Raw genomic sequence first — 21,361 nt, 5'->3', positions numbered from 1 at the left:
ATTTACTTTGCAAACTTTTTAGTAAGTTTCCCTGTATCAAAATTAAGTTCTAAAATATAAATCCCACTAGACAGCGCATCTATTGCTATAGTATTATTTGTGCCTTTTTTTACTTTAGCACCTGTAATACTGTAAATGGTATAGTTTTCTAATCTGGCTACACCTGTAGAGATTATCTTTAATGCATTCAAAGTATTAACAACTTTTACCTCGTTAGCTAACTCAAAATCAGAGATACTTAATGCATCTTCTGTTACCGACATAAAACCAGTCCATAAAGCACCAGCATCGGTAACGTATGCTCCCATAGTGCCAGCTGGTATGTGTAAATGAATATTAGCACGATAACTAGCAGCACCAAAAGTATCATTACCGCCAGTAGTTATAGTTGGAGGCGTCGTGCTTTCAGAAAAAACATCTGTTAATGCAGCTATAGCAAAAGCATATTCTCCAATAGTAGTAACACTACTTGGTATGGTAACACTAGTAAAAGTAGATGAATTAGAAGTAAAAGCATTATCTCCAATACTTACAACACTATTTCCTATAACTAAATTACTCAATGCAAAGCTATTTCCGAAAGCATTCTCTGCAATAGTCAAAACACTATCAGGTATAGTAATACTAACTATAAAATTATCAGAAAAAGCATTAACACCAATAGTCTCCACACCATTTCCTAAATCCAAATTTGTTAACGCATAATTTTGTGTAAAAGCATTCCAACCTATAGTCAAAACACTATCAGGAATAACAACAGTGACTAGTTGATTCTGAGCAAAAGCAGCAGTGCCTATATTAATGACGCTACTAGGTATAGTAACACTAGTTAATTGGTTGGCAACAAAAGCAGAAAGACCAATATCCGTAACACTAAAATCCGTGCAACCACTACTAACAGTTGCTGGTATATTAACAACAGTTCCTCCTGCCGTGTTATAATCGGTAACAGTTACCTCATTATTTGGACTAGCATTAATTTGATAGGTTATATTATCTACTACAAAAGTACCTGCAAGTCCTTCTGAAACACTATTGAAGCCTGTCCATTGTGCAGTTGCGTATGCACTTGCTGTGCCAGATGGTATCGATAAATGGATATTGCTACGGTTTGCGGCAAAAGTGTCCAAAATACCAGCAGTAAGACTAGTATTAGTAATTATTGTAGGAGGTGTTGTCGCTTCAGAAACAACACAAGTTAATGGATTACTAAAAAAAGCTGCAAAGCCAATACTTATTACACTATTAGGTATAATAGCACTTGTTAATTGATTATTTCGAAAAGCTTCAGAACCAATACTAGTTACACTATCAGGTATAGCAACACTTGTTAATTGATTATTTTGAAAAGCAGTATCTTCAATACTTGTAATAGTACTTGGAATAGTAAGCGTATTTATATTATTATTCGAGAAACTACCTCCTTCAATAATAGTCATACCTGTTGGTATATTTACACTCGTTAAACCACAATTAAAAAAAGCATTCGCGCCAATACTTGTTATTCCGTTATGTAATGGTGCGCTTATTAAATTTGTGTTGCCACTAAAAGTTGCAGCTTCAATAACAGTAACGCTAGTAGGAATACTAACAGTCTCTAAGTTGTTCACTTGATTAAAAGATCCAATACCAATTCTTGTAACAGCATATGTTATTGGCGGATTTACCGAAGTGTCTGTAGCTGTTGCAGGAATAGTAAGGTTAACTCCTCCGGCAGCACTATAAGCTATAGTTTTAACCGTATTATTTGTTGTAGACGTTACCGTATATGCAATAAAACCATCTGTAAACGATTGCGAATACCCTATTATAGACATAAATAGAGCCATTAAAATAAGTAGTGAGTTTTTCATAAGAAATAGGTTTTAAAAGTTTATTTAAAGCCAAAGTAGTTTTATGAAACACAGTAAAAAATAGGAAATCTTTTTTTGTAAGGTTTTAAGCCATAAGCGTTAGGATGGATTTGATATGCGTAATTTTGTTATGAGAAGCTATAGGAGTATTGTAGAACTTGTGTAAAGTATACATTTTTAGCTAAATAGAATTGGAGACATCATTTCAGTAAAGTGTTGTATCCAAGTACAATCATCTGCAGAATAATTACATTTGTATAGCCACAAAATATCAACGCTCATTCCTACTATTTTTTTATCCAAAATTAATGAGGGCAAAAATGAGCATCAAAACTGCATTTTAAGCTGATTTGTTTTAACTGGGTTAATGTTTTTAGACGACGACATATAATACCAAATAGTTTCGTCAAGTGACGATCTAGAAACATTTAATAAATCAGCAGCAAACTCTACTGTTTTTTTTGTGTAATTATAATTTATATGATTTAAACCTGCTGATTCCATAAAGCCAATTATGTGCCTATCCACAGCTATAGTATCAAAATCTAATAACTTCATTGTGTAATCTAGTGTTTTTGGACCTAAACCCTTTACAGATAAAAACAGAATTCTATTATCTTTATGCCTTAAAAAAACTGTAAGATCATCACAGTTATTAATATTTCTATCTGAACAAAATTTTATTAAATCATTAAATCTTTCAAGTTTAACAGGATGCTTCCAACTTAAAATATTTTCAAGACTATATTTTTCAATTATTATTTTTAAATTGTCAAGATTATCTGCTTCAGGAAAATCTGACATCATCTTTTCAACGCGAGGCCTAACAACATTTTTGTAATTTAATCCTGCTTGTAAAATAATATCCGTAAATAATGCTCCAATATGAGTATATCCGGAATTTCTTCTATGATGATTTAAAGATAATTCATCTAAAGATTTTATATATTCAACTAAACTCCTCGCTGATTCTACTACTATTTGCAAAGTATTAATGTTTTTATAAATTATTTAATGCTTCTAATCTATCAACACAATTTGGACAAGCTCCACAAGGTATATCTGAAGAGGCTTGACAAGAAAATGTTTTTCCTATTGGTGCCTTGACTTTTATTCCTATTTGTGCCACTTCAAATTTTGTCATCTCTAAAAAAGGCATTTTAATTTTTATCGCTCCATATTCTCCTAACATCATTTCCATTCTAGAAAAAAATTCTTTAGAGCAATCTATTTCTTTGGCGTGATTACTATTTATAAAAGCTGAATAAACTTCATTTATTTTTAAAGATTGAGCAAAAGATGCCGCTAATGTAAGAATTAATATGTTTCTATATGGAATATATAAATCATCCGCGGTAATTTCTTCTTCCCATAAGTTTGCTTCATTTATAAATTTGCTTTTAGAATATTTATAAACACTACTAATGTCTATGATTTCAATTCTATCAATATGTGTTTTTGGTAAGACACTTTTTAGAGTTTCAAGTTCTGTATCAACACAATGCTGACCATATTTTATAAATAATGGAATAAAGTCTATACCTTTATCTAATAACCAATATGCCATAGTTGTAGAATCTAATCCACCTGAGGCAAGTAAAATCACTTTTTTATTCATTTAATTTTGATAATTCGTTAAAAACTTCAGACATAATAACATCTAAATCTGATGAAACAGTGTGAGGCATTTCAGTTAACATACAATTATAAGCTTTGTTATAAGGATCAAAAACCAAACATGGTATACCTAAAGCTTTAGCATATCCTAATTCAATCATAGTACCTGGATCATCATTAATATAAACAACTATTAATAGTTTACACTTTTTAATTAATTCAATGTCATTTGTATAAGTTTTAATTCTATCCTCCTTTGTATTTTCCTTTGATAACTGCCCATTCTCTTTTATAGGTCTTCTAGGATGAAAATTATGATATTGCAATGATTCAACAAGAGTGTCGATTTGTGTTGTATCTAAATAATCAAAATCAGGAGCAGCAATATAAATGGGATATAATTGTCTTTTCTCCCAAGGTAAAACACATCCTCCCATAGAAATTATATCTTCTATTTTGGTATTTAAAACTCTCGATACATTTTTCTTAAAATCATCAGGAAAAGTTGTTGAAGCATATTCACAAGCAATCCAGGAAGATAAAAAAGCAGCTTTTTCAATACCGCACTTCTGATAGTAGGACACATAGCAAGCATTGTACACATCACCTACACCAACTGAATGCACTATTGGCTGAGTAATTGATGGTATTTGATACTCTTTTTTATTCTCAAAATCATAAATTCTTGATCCACCTCTGTTTTCTTTAAGTACTAAAACACTGCATCTTTTTTTAAATAAATCATAAAATTCTTTAAATGAATCTTTATAATAATCAAGAAATAAATTTGAAGATGTTGATAGAAATATAGTTTTATAGTAATATCCGTCCAATTGTGAAAATTCAGAAATATTATTACTTAAATCAATATGAACGTTACTTTTTTCATTTATTTCTTTTAAAATTAAATTCAGATTAAAATTTCCAGAGGTTATTAATAATTCATTATATCCGTTGATTTTTTTTAAATTCTTATCATTATACTCTATCTCTATTTGGTCTCTTAGTATGAAATCGTATAACTGATTTCCAGTTTCTTTAACACTACCAATTAAAAATATATATGGAGCTCCGTTAACAATACCTAGTTGATGAATTTCGTTTGCATTGTGATGATTATAAAATTTATTAATTTCTTTAGACAAGTATGATGGTGCAATAAAGCAGGTGTCATAGTTAACGTTAATTGCCCATAAACCTCTTGCGGAATGAGTTATTCCTCCCAAACGTATTTTGATGTCATTTCCATTTTGAGGTAAAGTTATGTCGGTAACAATATCTCCGAGAATACAAATTTCATGTTTCATTAATAACTAGGTATAACATCAATACTCACAGCTGCTACCAAACCACTAGAAGAACTAGCAACTCGTCCTATATAAGTATATCCATCATCTAGACACATTTTTATATAATTAAATTTTGTTGGGAGATATCCAATTATTAAGCCTTCTTTAGAAATAGCTATCGGCCTTTTATCAAAAGAGATGTTGATTTCCTCTCCCACTTTTGGGACATCCTTTGTTTTAATATAATAAGAAGACCTATCTATTTCTTCTAACATAGCTGTAAAAGCCTTTTCGCATTTATTTTCATCACTTGCTCCTCCAGATTTACCACTTCCTCCTGATGGTTTATTACCTGAATAATCTGAAAAATTTCCTGAACCACTACTACCCATAATTATCTGATTTTTTATTTATTGAAAATATTAAATAATTTATTTACCAGTAAAATCATTCATAGAACCAATTATTCTATGAATCAATTTACTTTTACTACTAATTACTTTTATAGGGAGAGTTTAAATATAGTAAATTCTGTAGGAATAGTTTTGAGGAAAACCGTAAATGCATAAATATTAGTTAATTTAAAGTCATTCCAAACCCATTCCAATACTCTTTTGCGTCCTTTCCTAAAAAGCTTGTTCCATTAACATTCAATATTGTTTTTTATTAATAAAAATCAATCATTCATTTTTAGTAGATTTACTTGGTTTTAACGAAGGTTTGTTTCCTGGTGTATTCTTGTTGTCTCTTCTTCTTTTATCAAGACTACCATCTTTCTTTTTAGGCTTAGGTCCAGGCTTAATTGCTTCAATTTTCATATTGTATTGAATTTTAAGGATTTATAATGTATTCAAAAATAATGAACATTACAGAAAACATTTTACGGGAATCCGTAATCAACTGAAAATTAGCTAGAATAATCCCCTTTGTGCACATTTACTACTCCTTTAGCAATCCTATTTTAAAACCACTCAAAATTTAACTTTCCCTACGTAAAACCTCTAATGGAGAGCTTCGTAATACCGTTTGAATATTGCTCAATCCTATCCCCAAAACCAGTAGGGTAATACTAGGTAAAAAGATTAAAAATGGAATTGGTGATGGTACAAAAGGTTCTTTAAAAACAAATAGCGCCAAACACAGGCTACTAACCAATGCCAATAGCAAGCCAACCAAACTTCCTAGAAGTCCTAAAAAGAGATATTCGAAGGCCGAAATTTGTAAGATTTGTTTGTTTTTAGCACCTAATGTTCGCAACAAAACACTCTCTTTAATACGTTGGTATTTACTAGTTCGTACCGAGCCAATCAACACAATAATACCAGTGAAAATACTAAAAAATGCCATAAAATTAATTACCCAAGATACCTTGTCTAATATATTATCTACAACAGTAAATATTTGTCGTAAATCAATTATAGAAACATTTGGGAACTTCGCCACTAAATCTCGCTGTAATGCGGCAGAACTGGCATCATCTGGTACAAAAGTAGTAAGCACGTTAAACTGTGGTGCTTGTTCTAAAACACCTGCGGGAAATACAATGGAGAAATTAAGCTGTATTTGCGACCAATCAACTTTACGAATACTGCCTACAGTGGTTTCCATCAAAACTCCTTGCACGTTAAAAACCACAGGATCACCAACGGTTAAATTGGCATCAAAGGCTAAATTATCGGAAATGGAAATCACAACCGGTTCTTCTGGTTTCAAGTTGGCACGCCATTCGCCTTCTAGCAATTCTTCAGATGCTATCAACGAATCCCGATAGGTGGTTCTAAACTCATGATTTAAAATCCAACCTTTTATTTGTCTTGTGCTATCTTGACGCAGGGTATTCACTAATTTCCCCTTAATGCTTTGCATACGCATGGTAACCAAAGGAATGTTACTAAGTACCCTTAAGTTTTTAGAAGTAATACTTTTTGAAACGGCATCTCGCTGTTCTGGTTGCACGTCTAAGATGATAATATTGGCATTTTGCTCCGTCTGACCAACTTCTGTTTTTGCTATTAGAATGTCTTTTGTAAAATATAAAGTGCTGATTAAAAATGTCCCTAAACCAATGGCTACAACCAAAACAACGGTTTGGTTATTTGGTCTAAAAAGGTTGAGTAAACTTTGGCGCATGGTAAAACTCCAGTGTTTTGGAAAAAATCGTTTTATGGTTTTTATAAAACCTAAAGCCACTGCTGCCAACATAGTAAAAGTAAAAACCGTAGCTATAATAAAAACCAATGCATACAGCGCATCTTTAATCAACCAAAAGGAAAATAAAAACAGAAATACTAAAAGGATTCCATATACCAGAAATCGTACCTTTTTTGGTTCTTGAGATCCATTTTCATCCACACGTAACACGTCTAGTGGGGAAACATACCAAGTACGAAGTAATGGTAATAGCGCAAATAAAACGGACATAAACAATCCTAAAAGCACACCAATTAAAATGGGTTGTGCGGTGATTTTAATTTCCAAGGCAAAAGGTAAAAAGTCTTTTAATAGATATGGAAATACAGCTTGTAATCCAATACCTAGTAACGATCCTATAATACCACCAATGATTCCAATACCTGCAATTTGAATCAGGAAAATGAGAAAACTTTGCAGTCTAGATGCACCCATACATTTTAAAATGGCTATGGGTTTTAATTTCTCTTTAATATAAATATGTACGGAACTAGCAATACCAATACAACCGAGTAGTAATGCAATAAATGCCGCCAAATTCAAAAATTTACCCACATTATCATAACGTTTACCTAAACGTCGTGTGGTACTAGTATGCGTATTTAAATCGGCACTTTCTACATCGAGTATTGGCCCTATTTTATCTTCTAGATGTTTTAAATTTACCGTATCGGAAACTTTATAGAAGTATTGATATTCTTTTCTACTTCCAAACTGAAGCAATTCGGTAGCTGCAATAAAACGGTATGGAATAACTACTGGAGGTGCTACAGAGCTCGAAACCGCAGAATTTCCAGGCATGGATTTTAAAGCACCTGCAATAGGTAGTGTAATTTGCCCTATTTTAATAGAATCGCCTGGTTGTATGTTGTATTGCAACAATAAAGTAGCATCTACTAATGCGCCACCAGATTCTTGATAATTACTTGCAGCAGCAGCTGGTTCTGTATTTATATTTCCGTAAAAGGGGAAATCGCCTTCCATCCCTTGCACTTTGACTAATTTGGTACCGCCATTTTTTGGAAATGCAACCATAGAAACAAAGTTCACTTCTGAAGCTCCCGGTTGTAAGGAATCAATGATGGCTTGCGCTCTTTCGGTGGGTATTTGTCTGGTATCGATAATATAATCGGCACCCATCAAGGTTTTAGATTGACTCTGAATATTATCCTTTAAATTGGTGCTAAATAACTGTATAGAAACCACAGCCGCTATCCCTAAAATAATAGATGCCATAAATAACAGTAGACGGACTTTGCTAGCCTTAGCATCACGCCATGCCATTTTAAACAACCAGCCTATTTGTAAGTTTTTAATGTTCATTTGGATTACAGTGCTGTTGTAGATTGGTTGGTGACTATTTTTCCACCTTTCAGTTTTAATATCTGTTGTGTTCGATTTGCTAATTCCAAATCATGCGTAATAATCACTAAGGTTGTTCCATTTTCTTTATTCAATTCGAAAAGTAATTGGACTACCTTTTCCCCAGTTTCATCATCCAAATTTCCAGTAGGTTCATCGGCAAACAATATGGATGGCGCATTTGCAAACGCTCTAGCTAATGCCACACGTTGTTGTTCACCACCAGAGAGTTGCGAAGGATAATGATGTACTCTATCTGTTAACCCCACTTTTTCCAATAAAGCCATGCTTTTTGAAGTAGCGTTTTTTGCGCCTTGTAACTCTAGAGGCACACTAACATTTTCAAGAGCCGTTAATGTGGGAAGTAATTGAAAATTCTGAAAAATAAAACCGACTTCCTTATTTCTTAATTGCGCCCGTTGGTCTTCATTTAATGCGTTTAAATCTTGTCCGCATAATTCTACAGTACCTGCATTCGGATAGTCGAGACCAGCACAAAGGCCTAGTAAGGTGGTCTTTCCACTTCCCGACGGACCTACAATAGAGAAGGTTTGTCCTTGCTCTACAGCAAACGAAATATCATGTAAAACCGTTAATTCTTTGTTACCACTGGTATATGTCTTTTCCAACCCAGTAATCTTTAATATCTTTGGCATATAAGTTTAAATTAAATACAGACGAATGTCCGAGGCTGAAAATAATCAATTACACGCATATCTACCAATCTTAAGGGGATATAAACTCTTAAAATTTTGTTATTTTATTTTAGTAGTTTCCCTCTATTCTTGTGGAGATACTAAAACGGACAAAACTACAGAAGTCCAATCTACGGAAACTTCTATAGAAACGGTAGAAACGCTTCCTGTAAAAAGCAAAACCATTTTGTGTTTTGGAGATAGTATTACAGCAGGTTATGGTTTAGACGATACCAATGATGCTTATCCTGCATTGTTGCAACACACCATAGATTCGTTACAGCTAGACTTTACAGTCATTAACTCTGGTGTTAGTGGTGAAACGAGTGCTGGTGGTAAAAGCCGCATTGATTGGGTGATTAAACAAGCGCCTACCGTATTTTTATTAGAATTGGGTGCCAATGATGGTTTACGTGGTGTGCCTTTAACCGAAACACGAGCCAACTTACAAGCTATTATTGATGTGGTAAAAAATAAAAGTCCGAAAAGTATTATTGTTCTTGCTGGGATGGAATTACCTCCAAATATGGGACTCGAATATACTACGGAGTTTAGAAAACTGTTTGCCGATTTAGCAGCAAAAAATAACATTGCTTTTATTCCTTTTATTTTGAAAGATGTTGGTGGGATTGCCTCACTGAATCAACGAGATGGCATTCATCCCAATGTTGCAGGACACAAATTAGTGGCAGACACGGTTTGGGAAGTATTACAACCTTTGGTATTGTGATGTTTTAGAGGAATAGTTAAAAGACAATATTCCTCATTGCTTTTTTATTAAACAAAGTACCTACTCTATGGTGCATTTTAATGTAGTAGCTCTAAAACGGTTTGAATATTCTCTTTGGAAGCTAAATTAGTACCTCCTGTCATTGTGGTAGCAACACCACAAACAACTCCCCATTTTAATATGTCTTTAGGGGAATGGCCTTGCGCTATGGCATAAACCATACCTGCTACCATACTATCACCAGCACCAATGGTACTTTTCACTTTTACCGAAGGCGTTGTTTGGTAAAAAATACCTTGCGCTGAAGCTAAAAACGCACCACGTGCACCTAAAGATACGATAACATATTGCGCACGCTTATTCGTGATTAACTCCATGGCATAAGCTTCTTGTTCCGTTTTGGTTAAAAAGTCCTTTCCTGCTAATTGCGCCAATTCACTTTGGTTAGGTTTCATTAAAAACACAGTTTTTTTAAGACTAGATTTTAAGGCCTCACCAGAAGTATCTATAATAAGTTTAACGTTTTTAGCAGTTAAACTATCTATTAATTCCACATAAAAATCTGGAGACATACTATCTGGAATACTACCGCTAATTATAAAAATAGAATTTTCTGTAACTAGCTTATTTATAGTGGTTTTAACTACTGTTACTTCACTAGTACTTAATCCTTTTCCAGGCATCCCAAATCGGTATTGCAAATCGGTTTTAGTATCTACAATCGCTAAATTTTCTCGAGTCCAAGCTGTTACAGAAACAGGGGTAATATCTAATTTTTCTTCCTCCAATAAATGCTTTAATGTTTGACCAGTATCACCACCACAAGTAAAAACACAATTATTTTTCACACCCAAAGTATGCAACACACGGGAGATATTTACGCCTCCTCCTCCAGCTTGATATTGAATGGCATGGCATTTTAGTTTTTGCTCCGGAATTAGTTGATCTATTTTCGCGCTTTTATCTAAAGCTGGATTTATAGTTAAGGTTACAATATTCATAAAAGATGTAATATTATTAAGTTGTTGTAAAATATAGGATTATGCATCCCATTGAAGAATAAATTTAATAGCCGCGGCTTTTATTCCTTTTTCAAAAGCGTAAAATAAAAGGTAGTACCAAGGCCTTGCTCGCTTTCCAGCCAAATAGCACCATTATAATAACTTATAATTTTTTTAACAATGGAAAGTCCGATTCCAGATGAAGAACCCGTGCTTTCTAACTTGGTAAATACTTTAAATATTTTATCAAAATAATCGGCTTTAATACCAATACCGTTGTCTTTTACAAAAAATAAATAATGGGTGTCTTTTTCTTCGTAACCTACTTCTACTCTACCATTTTCCTTATCGCAATAGTTTATAGCATTTTGTATTAGGTTTTGAAAAACCTGCTTAAACCTCCAGGTATTTCCAAATAAACTTGGTAAGTTTTCTTGTATGGTAACTTGTATATGACTTGGCACTAATAGCGTTTGTAATACTTCTTTGGTGATTGTATTAAAATTTACAATTTTGTCTTCTGCTTCTAATTTATCAATAGTAGAATAATCTAAAATCCCTTTAATTAGGAAGTCCATTTTTTCAACATTAAACAATACTTGATGCAATGGTTTGAAGGCGTTTTTGTCTAAGGTTTCTTTATTATCTTCCATAAACCAACTGACCAAGGTATGGATATTAATTAGTGGTGCTTTTAAATCATGAGAAACTACGTGTGCATATTCATTTAATTCTTCGTTTTGAATGGACAAGCTTTTTAATAATTCTTCCTGCTTCTTGTTCTGTGCGGTTATGCGTTCTTCATATTCTTTTTTCTGAATTACATTAACCAGCATATTGGCATAAACAAAAAGAATATCTTGTTCGTTTTTAGAATAACTATTTAATTTGTTAACCGAATCGAATCCTATAAATCCAATGAGTTCCCCGTTTTTTATTTTTGGAATGGTTATTAAACTTTTTATGCCTTGAGGTTCTAAAATAGCACGTAAACCAAATTCACCATCTTCTTCTAAAAGACTCACATCTTCTACGTAAAAAGCTTCTCCTTTTTTGTGCGCTTCCAACCAATGTGTAATATAATCTAATGGAATGTTTTGTAAGTTATCTAATTCAGGTTCTATGTCTTCAGCACACCATTCATAGGTGTTAGAGCAGGTGTTATTTACAAAATCATAGGAAAAAACATAACTTCTGTCTGAGGTTACAAACTCTCCAATTTGTTGCAAAGAATCTTGTACTAGTTTATCTATATCAGATAGATCTGAATTAATATACTTTGTAGAAATACTGATTAATAAGTCTTGAAAACGTAAATGTCTTTCTATAATTTTATCCTTTTCTAACTGGGTTACTTCTACATTAGTATGGTTTTTATTATCTACGGAAATTGGATTGGAACGGTTTAGGTTATCTTTTTGCATTCGACTTTTTGGAATTTTAATAAACTAGCGGCTTAGCTTTTAACGAATATAATATTTACATTTTTATTACAAAAGCGAAAAGGTGTTGAAAATCAGTTATTAAAGAATAAACAGCAAAAAGAAGTATATAAAAGGGATGTGATTAATAGAATGTAAGAATTTAAGATTATTAGCTATTATTCATACTTTGTTTTTTGAAACCATATATCGGATAAAGAAATATTAATATTTAAGGTATGAATATACTCTTCTACAAGTATACTTTCTGTGGTTCCTTTTTTACTAAGCGAATAGGAAAGGTTAATAAGGGATCTTTTACCAATTGGTAAGCCAATACCTAAAGAAGCAGCATAGGTATCTATGTTTTTATCGGCAACTTTTAAGTATCCTGAATTATAATTTAAACCCATTCTATAATCTACACGATCCCAATATTTAAGTCCGTTAGGATTTTTAGAATACGAAGCTCCTAAACCAAAGATATTTTGATCTATGTACTCTCCTATTGCATCCGATTGATTTGTAGCAGACCAAAAACTTTTATTATAATCTGCGGTTAATAGCAGGTTTTTATACATCGTGCTATACCCTATTCCTACTTTCAAAGGAAGATTAAAATTATCAATACTCTCCCCATTTGTTTCTTCTAATAAAGAATATGCCGAATTTAAATATTTGCCAATTCTTACATCTTTCGATCCTTGTAAAGCCGTTGGGAAATCTACTGTTAATCCAAAATTATGTTTCGGTAAGAATTGATATTGCAAACCTAAACCCAATTGAAATCCGCTATAATAGTTCTCTTCCGTAATATCAAAATAGCTTTCATTAGTAGAAATGGATTCGGTTTCTTCAATTTTACCAAATAAATAAGATGCTTTTATTCCTAAATTTAAATCCTTACTCATTTTTCTTCCATAATCTAATCGCAATTCATTTAATCCACCAGAACCTTCAATATTGGTTGTAAAGGACTCATTACTACCTTCGATATTACTTTCTAAACCAGTTAAAGAATAGCCAACATTACTTGCTGGTTTAAGTGTTAATCCCATTCCGTATTTGCCATTACTATTAAATCCTAAAGAAATATTAGTAAAACTACTTGTGAGATCTTGCTCGTTCGAATTATCTGTATATTGGTTCATTAACTCTGCAGAACCACCAAAATCAAATACAAATTCATTCTCAGATAATGATGCAAACGAAGCAGGATTATTAAGGTTAATACCTCTTTTTGCGTCTAATGCAATTCCTGTTTTACCAAGTCCACTATTTCTTCCGGTATTAGAATTACTCTCTACTCCTAACCCAAAAAGGGAATAAGGTGAACTCGTTAGGTTATTATCTTGTGCATATCCAAACAGCAAAAAAAGCATGGCAAAAGTAGTTAAGCACTTCGATTTATTCATATATAGCATAGGTTACAATTAGTTTTGTAGTGAAATTAGATTTTTCACTATCGTTAAATATTATTTTATTTATTGTAGAATTATAATCCCCGGAAATTAAAATAAGCGCATCTTCGGTTTCTGGACTTTCATTTAGTTTCTGATCGATAAAATCTAAAACTGGAACGGCATATACTATTTGGTTAAATTCAGAATTATCGGTAGTAAGTGTCGCTGTTACTACATCTTGGCTATTGGTAACCTGACTTGCAAAATCATTGTTTTGGTCCATGGTATACAGCAATAATTCTTCTGGTAATGGTTGAATATCTGAATAAGAATCTACTTCAGGTTCTATGTATAAAATTGCATCTAGAATGGTTCCTTTATCGCCAATATTATAAAGGTTTTTTATGGTTGGAAACTCAATTTTTGTAACATAACCTGTTCCCGCTTGATTGTAGCTTATATTGTTACTTTCTGGAGAATACAGATTATCTTCTTGATCGATTAAGGCTTCCAAAGACAAGCCGCTAACATCACTTTCTATATGACTGTAATAATCATTAATGGAGATGTCATAATTATATTCTTCGGTTTCTAATTCGTCTGGAATACTATAGTAAAATCGTAAATAAGTATCTTCACTAGCTGTTGAAAAACCTATTACAGCACCATTATCTGTATCTTCAGGATGAATAGTAAGTCCTTTTAATTGTTGATAAAAGGATTCTTCATCTGTAATTGTTTTATCTCTAATTTCATCAAATATAGCAGCACCAAAATTATAAGGTAGTCCAACATAAAGCGAATCTTTATTGGGTGTTGGAAAATAGGTTTTACTAACCAATGGTGTGGTTTCATAAGCAAAGGCTGAAGTATTGTAATAATAAGAATCTTCAGAACTTAATTTATCTGTTAGCTTATGAATGTTTAGCGTTGCCACTTGCGTGGTATCATTATAGTAGTAATTATCATAACCAAGAATTAAACCTACGCTATCTAAAACCGCTTCATTATTTAAATAATAGGAAGAAGGACTTAGTTTGAAATATGCAGAACTATTCATTATTCCCATGGCAGCATCGGTGTATTTCCCAATCATAACTCTATTCTCTGAAGAGGTTGCAATAGAATCAAATTTCATAGTAGAAAATGATACAGCAAAAGTATCAATAGATAGTACCCTTATATTAGTACTTGTAAATTCTTCTCCTGCTATAAGACTAGAATCTTCTGTGTCTGTAGAGCATGATATTAGGAATAACAAAACCGTTATTATGGCAATTAATTTTAGGTGTAATTTAAACATGTGCTTTTAAGTATTTCTACAAATCAACTACGCATTACACCTAATAAAAAGTCAAATATACCTATGCCTACTATTTATCTACAAATAGGATATTTTATACTACAAAACTTAACAACAGAGTTTGTAGATTAAAAACAAAGGTTTGTCTACAAAAAGACAGGATAGGTATATTATATAATTAACCTAAAAGGTTCTGTTAGTATGTTAGCACTCGATGAGTAAAAAACACACATTAATGCGTAAACAGACAATACATTATTTGGCCTTTAGTTTGGTTTCTATAATGTCTTATGGGCAAGAAATTTTCACAACAACAGATATAAAAGATTTTGTTGCTTTAGATTATAAAATAATTCCCAATAGTAAGGATATACAACTAGAAGACAAAACCGTTACTGTTGCCTTTTCATCTTTATTGGATAAATCGGCAGTTGGTTTCGGACTGAACTACACTCATAATAGTATCGATTTTAAAGATCACAGCTTATATAATGATTTTAGTGCTTTTGAAGAATTGCATATCGTACAATTGTATGCAGACTACAAACAACCACTAAAACAGAACTGGGATTTAAATGTGGCATTTGCTCCTTATATATCTTCTACGTTGAATGAAAATATTTCTAGTGATGATTTGGTTTTAAGCTACGCGGTGAATTTTGTGAAAAACTGGGAGAAAAATGGCCTTAAATCTTATTTGAAATTAGGAGCTGGTTATGGTGCATTATTTGGCGCTCCCAATTTTTACCCTTTGGTTTCTTACTCCAGTCAAGTAAATGAGAAATTTAGATACGAAATAGGAATACCTGTTACTGGAGCATATTATAATTTTAATGATAAAAGCAGCATGCATATTAAAGCAGAGCCAGAATCAATATATGCTAATAATGCTTCTGCCTTTTTTTTAAATAACAAGGATGTATTATACAATTCAAAATTAGAATTTAAAGCAGTAAAACTATCTCTTGGCTATTCCTTTCATTTAGATAGCAACTGGGCAACCTATTTTAATGTTGGCTATTTAACCAACAGTGAACTTAGTGTTAATAATAACGATAATAAAATATATGATTTTGGTTCAGATGAAGCGCTAACCTTAAACGTAGGATTAAGATTTAATTTAAATAAAAAGTAAAATGAAAAAAACAATGAAAAAAACAGCCTTAAGATTTCTTTATTTAAGTGCTATAATTACATTAATTACTAGTTGTAGTAGTGATGACGACGATGATGATAACGTTGGAAACTGGGTAAAAAAATCAACCTTTAATGAAGATGCAAGAAGTAGTTCTACCGCCTTTACCATAGGGAATATAGGTTATATAGGAACGGGTTACGATGGTGACGATTATTACAAAGATTTTTGGAGTTATAATATGGATACCAATTCCTGGCAACAATTAACCGATTTTCCAGGTGAAGAAAGAAGTTCTGCAGTATCTTTTGTTATTAATAATGAAGGATATATGGGTACAGGTTATAATGGAGATACTAGTGAAGAATTAGCAGATTTCTATAAGTATAATGTAAACACAAATAGTTGGACACAAATTGCAGATTTTGGTGGTTCGGCACGTTATGGAACGGTTGGATTTGGTTCAGATACTTATGGTTATGTTGGAACGGGTTATGACGGAAGTGATAAAAAAGACTTTTGGAAATATGATCCAGCAACAGATGCTTGGGAAGAATCTTTTGGTTTTGGAGGAGATAAAAGAAGAGACGGAATTACATTTACTATTGATAATGAAGTGTATTTAACCACAGGAATTAGCAATGGTGTTTATGAAGAAGATTTTTGGGTTTTTAACTTAGATACCGAAGTTTGGACAGAACTTGAAGATATAGATGAAGATGATGATGACGACATTATTAGATCTAATGCTGTTGCATTTACTATTAATGGTAAAGGCTATGTTGCTTGTGGTGAATATGGATCTAGTATAGGTACTGTTTATGAATATAATCCTTCTTCTCAAGCTTGGGTGGAAAGAACAGCGTTTGAATTGTATGCACGAAGAGATGCTATTGCCTTTAGTAATGGAGCGCGCGCATTTGTAGCACTTGGTAGAAATGGTACTTTATATTTGGATGATAATATGGAGTTTTTCCCAAATGCAACTCAAGATGATGATGATAATTAATTTGTAAATTTTAGAGTCAGAGTAAAATAGGAATCCTGTATTACTCTGATTCTTCTTTAAATTCTATTTTTATGAAAAACATACACAAGTACCTTGTTTTCTCTTTAACAATTTCAATGATTGCAATACTAGTTTTTTATTTTCAACCAGAAAGTAATACAACAAATACGATAACAGAATCCCCATATTCCTTAAAGGTTTTAACTAAAAATGATTTCTGGATTTATGAGGTATATAACAATGAGAATTTGTTTATTCGCCAAGAATACATTCCTGCAGCAATAGGAAAACAAGTTTTTAAAACAAAAGAAGATGCAGAAAAAATGGGAAAAGTTGTACTCGCAAAACTTTCTCAAGATAAGTTTCCAGCAATTAGTATAAGTGATCTTGATGCAAATAACATTAACTTTAGAAAAATTTGATTAAGGTCGATAATTATTAAAATTTGAAAAATAAAATATCCTATAAAGAAATAATAATACACACCTTAGTTTGGATGTGTATTAGCACATTTCCGTTATTAACAGCATATATTGATTTGGGAGAAATTCCTTCCGGATTGTACTTAAAACAAGCAATGCGTCCTATTGTGTTTTATATAAACTACTTGGTTTTTGTTCCTTATCTATTGTTGAGACGAAAGTTGGTCTTATATATTTTAGTTTCTATTGTTTTTTTAATCGTTTATAATTATGTCACCGAAGAATTAATTTTCAATAACTTAATTGTAGAATTTAGAGACCTGCCAAGACCACCAAATAGACCTGGAGGACCATTTGGTATAAAACATGCTATTTCTATTGTTTTTTCTTTATCTATTTTTCTTTTAGGAGGGATTTTTAGCTTAGTAGTTGACTTTTATAAAAGAGATCGTTTATCTAAAGAACTAGAAAATGAACAAAAAGATATTAAGCTTCAGGTTTTAAGAAATCAATTAAATCCACACTTTTTATTCAACTCTTTAAATAGTATTTATTCTTTAGTAAGAAGTAAATCCGATGATGCTCCCGAAGCAGTAATCACCTTATCCGAATTAATGCGTTATATGCTTTATGAAGCTGGAGATAAACAGGTTCCGCTAGAAAAAGAAATCAATTATATTCAGAATTATATTGCATTGCAAAGGTTACGACTTAAAAATACGGAAGCCGTTAAACTGAATATAAATGGCGAAACAAGAAACTTAAAAATCTACCCTTTACTATTAATTTCTTTTATTGAAAATGCTTTTAAATATGGCACAGATTATAAAGGAAACACACAAATAGATATTAAAATTGTAGTTAGCAATAATCAATTAGTTTTTAAAGCAGAAAACATCCTCGGGCTACATAAACGGGATATGAAGAATTCTGGTGTCGGACTAAAAAACATTGAAAATCAGTTACATTATTTATATAAAAATAATCATAAACTGATTATAAACGAAACGAAAACACACTATAAAGTACATTTAACCTTAAATTTGATAGATAATGAGATGCATAATAATTGATGACGAACCTTTAGCTATTGATATTATTGAATCGTATTGCCAAGCCATTGGTTCTATTGAAGTAATAGATAGCTTTACAAATGCAATTGAAGCTTTAAACTTTATAAATAACAATACTATTGATTTGGTTTTTTCGGATATTGAAATGCCAAATATAACAGGAATAGAACTTATTAAATCTTTAGAGGGCAAAGTACCTTACTTTATTTTTACGACTGCTTATCCTGAATATGCCTTAGAAGGTTTTGACTTAAATGCCATAGATTATTTAGTAAAACCAATCCCTTTTCCTCGTTTTATAAAAGCGGTAAATAGAGTTAAAGAAATGATGAAATTGAATGATAATAGCACTTCTATTAATTTTTCTTCCGCAGGTGGCGAAATTAAATCTCATGAAGATGACTTTATTTTTGTGAAATCAGAATATGAAAATTTAAAAATCGATATAAACAGTATCAAACATATTCAAGGTTTAAAAGACTATTTGAAAATTCATTCGGAAGATGCCAAACCCATTTTAACATTGATGAGTTTTAGAGAAATTCAGTCCAAATTACCAGAAAACATTTTCATTAGAGTACATCGATCTTATATTGTTAACGTTAATAAGATTACGTCGATTCAAAAAAATAGAATTGTTATAAAAGACGAAAGAATTCCTATTGGAGAAAGCTACAAATCCATGGTGTATAGCAGATTAAATTTGTAATATTTCTATTTTTTTAACAAAAGAAAAACGTGTAGCATGAAGAGTTTCGTTTCATTCTGCATTAAAACCCAACTTCTCTATCTTCCATTAAATACCGCTCTGCCTCTATTGCTCCTTCTTTAAAACCTGAAATTTCACTATCACCAATAAGATAGATGCAATCCATGTTCCATTTTACTTGTATGACATCGTCATATTTAAAATTGTATTTCTCCTTCCTATTCCTAAACTAAGTTAAATCTATAGAGCAAAAATTTATTTAAAACTTTTCAAGCATATTTCTCGTTTTACATGAATTATTTAATATCAGAATGAAGTGTGTGATTCTCCTATTCTTTATTCCTTTTATTTATCGGTATACCGTGGATTGTGTATTTCAGCTGAAAAAATAAACGGTATATCGATGTTTTATTTTAGCTCCTTAAAAGCGCAAAAATCTTAACTCGTTAATAATAAAGGTTTTAGCGATGTGAAACTGCAGGCAGGATTGTTTTGGCATCTAAATTGCTTTTAGTTTTTCAATAAATACGAATAATATAAACCAAATATTAATCCTTCCTATTTATATAGGATAAGGAGATTTAAAAAAGTTACCAATTTATAAACCCCAAAACAAATAAACGTGATAAACATTACTAAAAAATTAATATTATTAATGGCCATTGCCATTTTTACATCTATCAACTATAATGCTATAGGTCAAGTAAGTATTGGCGCATTAACACCTGATGATTCTGCCATGTTAGATGTTACTTCCACAGATAAAGGACTTTTAACACCTAGAATGACTACCGCTCAAAAAGCAGCAATATCCAGTCCTGTGCAAGGTCTATTAGTATTTGATACCGATTTAAATGGGTTTTACTTCTTTGATGGAGCAAGTTGGGTAAGCCTTAGTGCTGTAAGTGGAAGTAGTAATGATTATACAGGATGGGGAGATTATGCCGATGGAACTTACACCTCTGCAAGCCCTTTAACATTATCCGCTTATTCTAAAGTTACGCTACCTAATGATGCAAATACGGTTAGAGATAGTCAAAAACCTATGGATGTAACAACGTTCTATGATGCTACTACCTCTACTATAACAGGAAGAGATGGAGATGGTTTAAATGTACTCATAGAATTTAAAGTAAATCCTACAGCTAACAAAACAACAAAAATAACAGTAGCAATCGATATTGGAGGTGCTGTTGGAGAAATATACACAAGAGACTTTATTACGTCAAAAGGGGTTGGAGTAGAACATTATTATTTGAGTTCTTTTAATGCGTACACATTAGCTACTTGGGAGTCAAACGGAGGAACAGTTAAAATAGAATCCGATTATGCAGCAGAGATTTATGATATCCGATATATATTAACAAGAACCCATAAAGCAAGATAATTTAAAAACATCGTCTTATTTAAAAAAGCGATAAACAATAAAAGTAAACTACCATAAAAATAATTCCCTAAGAATAATATTTTCATTAAAAAATTTAGTTTGGATTGATTAATAGCAAAGTTTAAGTAAAATCAAACTATTTTAAAAGCATCTCTTTTCATTATGAAAAGGGGTGTTTTTTTTTATTCAAAAAGGCCGGATAAAAATCAATAGTAATAATGTAAAAGCAATTAATGCAGATAAAATATTTTTTAAAATTCTGTTAAACAAAATTCAGGATAGTTTAAATATTGTAACTTTGTAAGTAATATGAAGCAAATATTCCATAAAATAATGTCTTTTGCAATGGCTTTTGTAGTGTTATTCTCTACAATGTCATTCAGTGTAAGTATGCATTATTGTGGAGATACTTTGGTAGAAACTGCTATTTTTAATAAAGCAAAAGGTTGCGGAATGAAAATGGAAAAGCCCGCTACAGATGGTTGTTCCATTACTAAAAAGAGTTGTTGTAATGACGAACAAGTTCTTGTAGATGGTCAAGACCAATTACAAATTCAATTCGATACTATCTCTTTAGAACAACAAGTATTTATAGCTTCATTTGTATATGCATATAGCAACCTTTTGGAAGGTTTAGACAGCAATGTATCTTCGTATAAAGCATATGAACCACCACTCGTCAGCAAGGAAATCTTCAAGCTAGACGAGACTTATTTAATTTGATTTTTAAACAATAGACTGTATTATCCAATGATTTATTTC

20 protein-coding genes are annotated in these 21,361 nt (G+C 31.8%); 8 read left to right on the top strand and 12 right to left on the bottom strand.

Annotated features, from left to right (window positions below; all coding sequences use genetic code 11):
- Nucleotides 1–2 precede the first annotated feature (2 nt).
- The 8 genes from FG167_RS14235 to FG167_RS14200 all read right to left on the bottom strand — a co-directional run bounded on the left by FG167_RS14235 (nucleotide 3) and on the right by FG167_RS14200 (nucleotide 8,967).
- Entirely contained in the window at nucleotides 3–1,853 is a 1,851-nt protein-coding gene (locus tag FG167_RS14235; RefSeq protein ID WP_203458895.1) for a leucine-rich repeat domain-containing protein, read from the bottom strand.
- 327 nt (nucleotides 1,854–2,180) lie between these two features.
- Nucleotides 2,181–2,840 (bottom strand): hypothetical protein, encoded by a 660-nt coding sequence (locus FG167_RS14230; RefSeq protein ID WP_203458894.1) that lies wholly within the window; start codon nucleotides 2,838–2,840, stop codon nucleotides 2,181–2,183.
- A 13-nt stretch (nucleotides 2,841–2,853) separates the two neighbouring features.
- Nucleotides 2,854–3,471: a 7-cyano-7-deazaguanine synthase gene (locus FG167_RS14225; protein ID WP_203458893.1), complete on the bottom strand. Its 618-nt coding sequence runs from the start codon at nucleotides 3,469–3,471 to the stop codon at nucleotides 2,854–2,856.
- Complete coding sequence (locus tag FG167_RS14220) at nucleotides 3,464–4,777, bottom strand: nucleoside 2-deoxyribosyltransferase (RefSeq protein ID WP_203458892.1); 1,314 nt, start codon at nucleotides 4,775–4,777, stop codon at nucleotides 3,464–3,466. The genes FG167_RS14225 and FG167_RS14220 overlap by 8 nt, the downstream gene beginning before the upstream one ends.
- A complete protein-coding gene (locus FG167_RS14215; protein ID WP_203458891.1) occupies nucleotides 4,777–5,151 on the bottom strand; it encodes a hypothetical protein in 375 nt (124 codons plus the stop codon). The genes FG167_RS14220 and FG167_RS14215 overlap by 1 nt, the downstream gene beginning before the upstream one ends.
- Nucleotides 5,152–5,439: 288 nt before the next feature.
- On the bottom strand, nucleotides 5,440–5,577 hold the full coding sequence (locus tag FG167_RS14210) for a hypothetical protein (protein WP_203458890.1): 138 nt from the start codon (nucleotides 5,575–5,577) through the stop codon (nucleotides 5,440–5,442).
- Between the two features lie 160 nt (nucleotides 5,578–5,737).
- The gene (locus FG167_RS14205) at nucleotides 5,738–8,233 is read right to left on the bottom strand and encodes an ABC transporter permease (protein ID WP_203461124.1); all 2,496 of its coding nucleotides are present in this window, start codon (nucleotides 8,231–8,233) and stop codon (nucleotides 5,738–5,740) included.
- Between the two features lie 44 nt (nucleotides 8,234–8,277).
- Entirely contained in the window at nucleotides 8,278–8,967 is a 690-nt protein-coding gene (locus tag FG167_RS14200) for an ABC transporter ATP-binding protein (protein ID WP_203458889.1), read from the bottom strand.
- Nucleotides 8,968–8,992: 25 nt separating this feature from the next.
- On the opposite strand from FG167_RS14200, the gene FG167_RS14195 reads away from it, so the two are divergent.
- Complete coding sequence (locus FG167_RS14195) at nucleotides 8,993–9,736, top strand: arylesterase (protein WP_203458888.1); 744 nt, start codon at nucleotides 8,993–8,995, stop codon at nucleotides 9,734–9,736.
- 77 nt (nucleotides 9,737–9,813) lie between these two features.
- Here the strand turns inward: FG167_RS14195 and FG167_RS14190 are convergent, their stop codons facing one another.
- The 4 genes from FG167_RS14190 to FG167_RS14175 all read right to left on the bottom strand — a co-directional run bounded on the left by FG167_RS14190 (nucleotide 9,814) and on the right by FG167_RS14175 (nucleotide 14,864).
- Nucleotides 9,814–10,737, bottom strand: a complete 924-nt coding sequence (locus FG167_RS14190; RefSeq protein ID WP_203458887.1) for a 1-phosphofructokinase family hexose kinase — start codon at nucleotides 10,735–10,737, stop codon at nucleotides 9,814–9,816.
- An 80-nt stretch (nucleotides 10,738–10,817) separates the two neighbouring features.
- Complete coding sequence (locus FG167_RS14185; protein WP_203458886.1) at nucleotides 10,818–12,161, bottom strand: ATP-binding protein; 1,344 nt, start codon at nucleotides 12,159–12,161, stop codon at nucleotides 10,818–10,820.
- A 176-nt stretch (nucleotides 12,162–12,337) separates the two neighbouring features.
- Entirely contained in the window at nucleotides 12,338–13,573 is a 1,236-nt protein-coding gene (locus FG167_RS14180) for a hypothetical protein (RefSeq protein WP_203458885.1), read from the bottom strand.
- Nucleotides 13,566–14,864 carry a DUF4270 family protein gene (locus FG167_RS14175; RefSeq protein ID WP_203458884.1) on the bottom strand — a complete coding sequence of 433 codons (1,299 nt, stop codon included), beginning with the start codon at nucleotides 14,862–14,864 and terminating at the stop codon, nucleotides 13,566–13,568. Before FG167_RS14175 ends, FG167_RS14180 begins: the two co-directional genes overlap by 8 nt.
- Before the next feature lie 235 nt (nucleotides 14,865–15,099).
- Here FG167_RS14175 and FG167_RS14170 point away from each other — a divergent pair, with 235 nt between their 5' ends.
- The 7 genes from FG167_RS14170 to FG167_RS14140 all read left to right on the top strand — a co-directional run bounded on the left by FG167_RS14170 (nucleotide 15,100) and on the right by FG167_RS14140 (nucleotide 21,322).
- Nucleotides 15,100–15,999: a hypothetical protein gene (locus FG167_RS14170; RefSeq protein ID WP_203458883.1), complete on the top strand. Its 900-nt coding sequence runs from the start codon at nucleotides 15,100–15,102 to the stop codon at nucleotides 15,997–15,999.
- Nucleotides 16,000–16,012: 13 nt separating this feature from the next.
- A complete protein-coding gene (locus FG167_RS14165; protein WP_239004400.1) occupies nucleotides 16,013–17,008 on the top strand; it encodes a kelch repeat-containing protein in 996 nt (331 codons plus the stop codon).
- A 71-nt stretch (nucleotides 17,009–17,079) separates the two neighbouring features.
- Entirely contained in the window at nucleotides 17,080–17,430 is a 351-nt protein-coding gene (locus FG167_RS14160) for a DUF4907 domain-containing protein (protein WP_203458881.1), read from the top strand.
- A gap of 23 nt (nucleotides 17,431–17,453) precedes the next feature.
- Nucleotides 17,454–18,503, top strand: a complete 1,050-nt coding sequence (locus tag FG167_RS14155) for a sensor histidine kinase (protein ID WP_203458880.1) — start codon at nucleotides 17,454–17,456, stop codon at nucleotides 18,501–18,503.
- Nucleotides 18,484–19,212 carry a LytTR family DNA-binding domain-containing protein gene (locus FG167_RS14150; RefSeq protein WP_203458879.1) on the top strand — a complete coding sequence of 243 codons (729 nt, stop codon included), beginning with the start codon at nucleotides 18,484–18,486 and terminating at the stop codon, nucleotides 19,210–19,212. Before FG167_RS14155 ends, FG167_RS14150 begins: the two co-directional genes overlap by 20 nt.
- A gap of 622 nt (nucleotides 19,213–19,834) precedes the next feature.
- Nucleotides 19,835–20,599, top strand: a complete 765-nt coding sequence (locus tag FG167_RS14145; RefSeq protein WP_203458878.1) for a hypothetical protein — start codon at nucleotides 19,835–19,837, stop codon at nucleotides 20,597–20,599.
- Between the two features lie 309 nt (nucleotides 20,600–20,908).
- Entirely contained in the window at nucleotides 20,909–21,322 is a 414-nt protein-coding gene (locus FG167_RS14140; protein WP_239004399.1) for a hypothetical protein, read from the top strand.
- Nucleotides 21,323–21,361: the final 39 nt, after the last annotated feature.

Source organism: Lacinutrix sp. WUR7 (assembly GCF_016864015.1).
Taxonomy (GTDB): Bacteria; Bacteroidota; Bacteroidia; order Flavobacteriales; family Flavobacteriaceae; genus Oceanihabitans.
This window is presented reverse-complemented; position numbering and strand designations above follow the sequence as displayed.

Coding starts and splice junctions, on each gene's coding strand:
- FG167_RS14210 (WP_203458890.1), bottom strand. CDS start 5,577: ATGAAAATTGAAGCAATTAAGCCTGGACCTAAGCCTAAAAAGAAAGAT.
- FG167_RS14190 (WP_203458887.1), bottom strand. CDS start 10,737: ATGAATATTGTAACCTTAACTATAAATCCAGCTTTAGATAAAAGCGCG.
- FG167_RS14200 (WP_203458889.1), bottom strand. CDS start 8,967: ATGCCAAAGATATTAAAGATTACTGGGTTGGAAAAGACATATACCAGT.
- FG167_RS14180 (WP_203458885.1), bottom strand. CDS start 13,573: ATGAATAAATCGAAGTGCTTAACTACTTTTGCCATGCTTTTTTTGCTG.
- FG167_RS14220 (WP_203458892.1), bottom strand. CDS start 4,777: ATGAAACATGAAATTTGTATTCTCGGAGATATTGTTACCGACATAACT.
- FG167_RS14205 (WP_203461124.1), bottom strand. CDS start 8,233: ATGGCATGGCGTGATGCTAAGGCTAGCAAAGTCCGTCTACTGTTATTT.
- FG167_RS14215 (WP_203458891.1), bottom strand. CDS start 5,151: ATGGGTAGTAGTGGTTCAGGAAATTTTTCAGATTATTCAGGTAATAAA.
- FG167_RS14235 (WP_203458895.1), bottom strand. CDS start 1,853: ATGAAAAACTCACTACTTATTTTAATGGCTCTATTTATGTCTATAATA.
- FG167_RS14175 (WP_203458884.1), bottom strand. CDS start 14,864: ATGTTTAAATTACACCTAAAATTAATTGCCATAATAACGGTTTTGTTA.
- FG167_RS14160 (WP_203458881.1), top strand. CDS start 17,080: ATGAAAAACATACACAAGTACCTTGTTTTCTCTTTAACAATTTCAATG.
- FG167_RS14140 (WP_239004399.1), top strand. CDS start 20,909: ATGAAGCAAATATTCCATAAAATAATGTCTTTTGCAATGGCTTTTGTA.
- FG167_RS14225 (WP_203458893.1), bottom strand. CDS start 3,471: ATGAATAAAAAAGTGATTTTACTTGCCTCAGGTGGATTAGATTCTACA.
- FG167_RS14170 (WP_203458883.1), top strand. CDS start 15,100: ATGCGTAAACAGACAATACATTATTTGGCCTTTAGTTTGGTTTCTATA.
- FG167_RS14185 (WP_203458886.1), bottom strand. CDS start 12,161: ATGCAAAAAGATAACCTAAACCGTTCCAATCCAATTTCCGTAGATAAT.
- FG167_RS14195 (WP_203458888.1), top strand. CDS start 8,993: ATGTCCGAGGCTGAAAATAATCAATTACACGCATATCTACCAATCTTA.
- FG167_RS14165 (WP_239004400.1), top strand. CDS start 16,013: ATGAAAAAAACAGCCTTAAGATTTCTTTATTTAAGTGCTATAATTACA.
- FG167_RS14150 (WP_203458879.1), top strand. CDS start 18,484: ATGAGATGCATAATAATTGATGACGAACCTTTAGCTATTGATATTATT.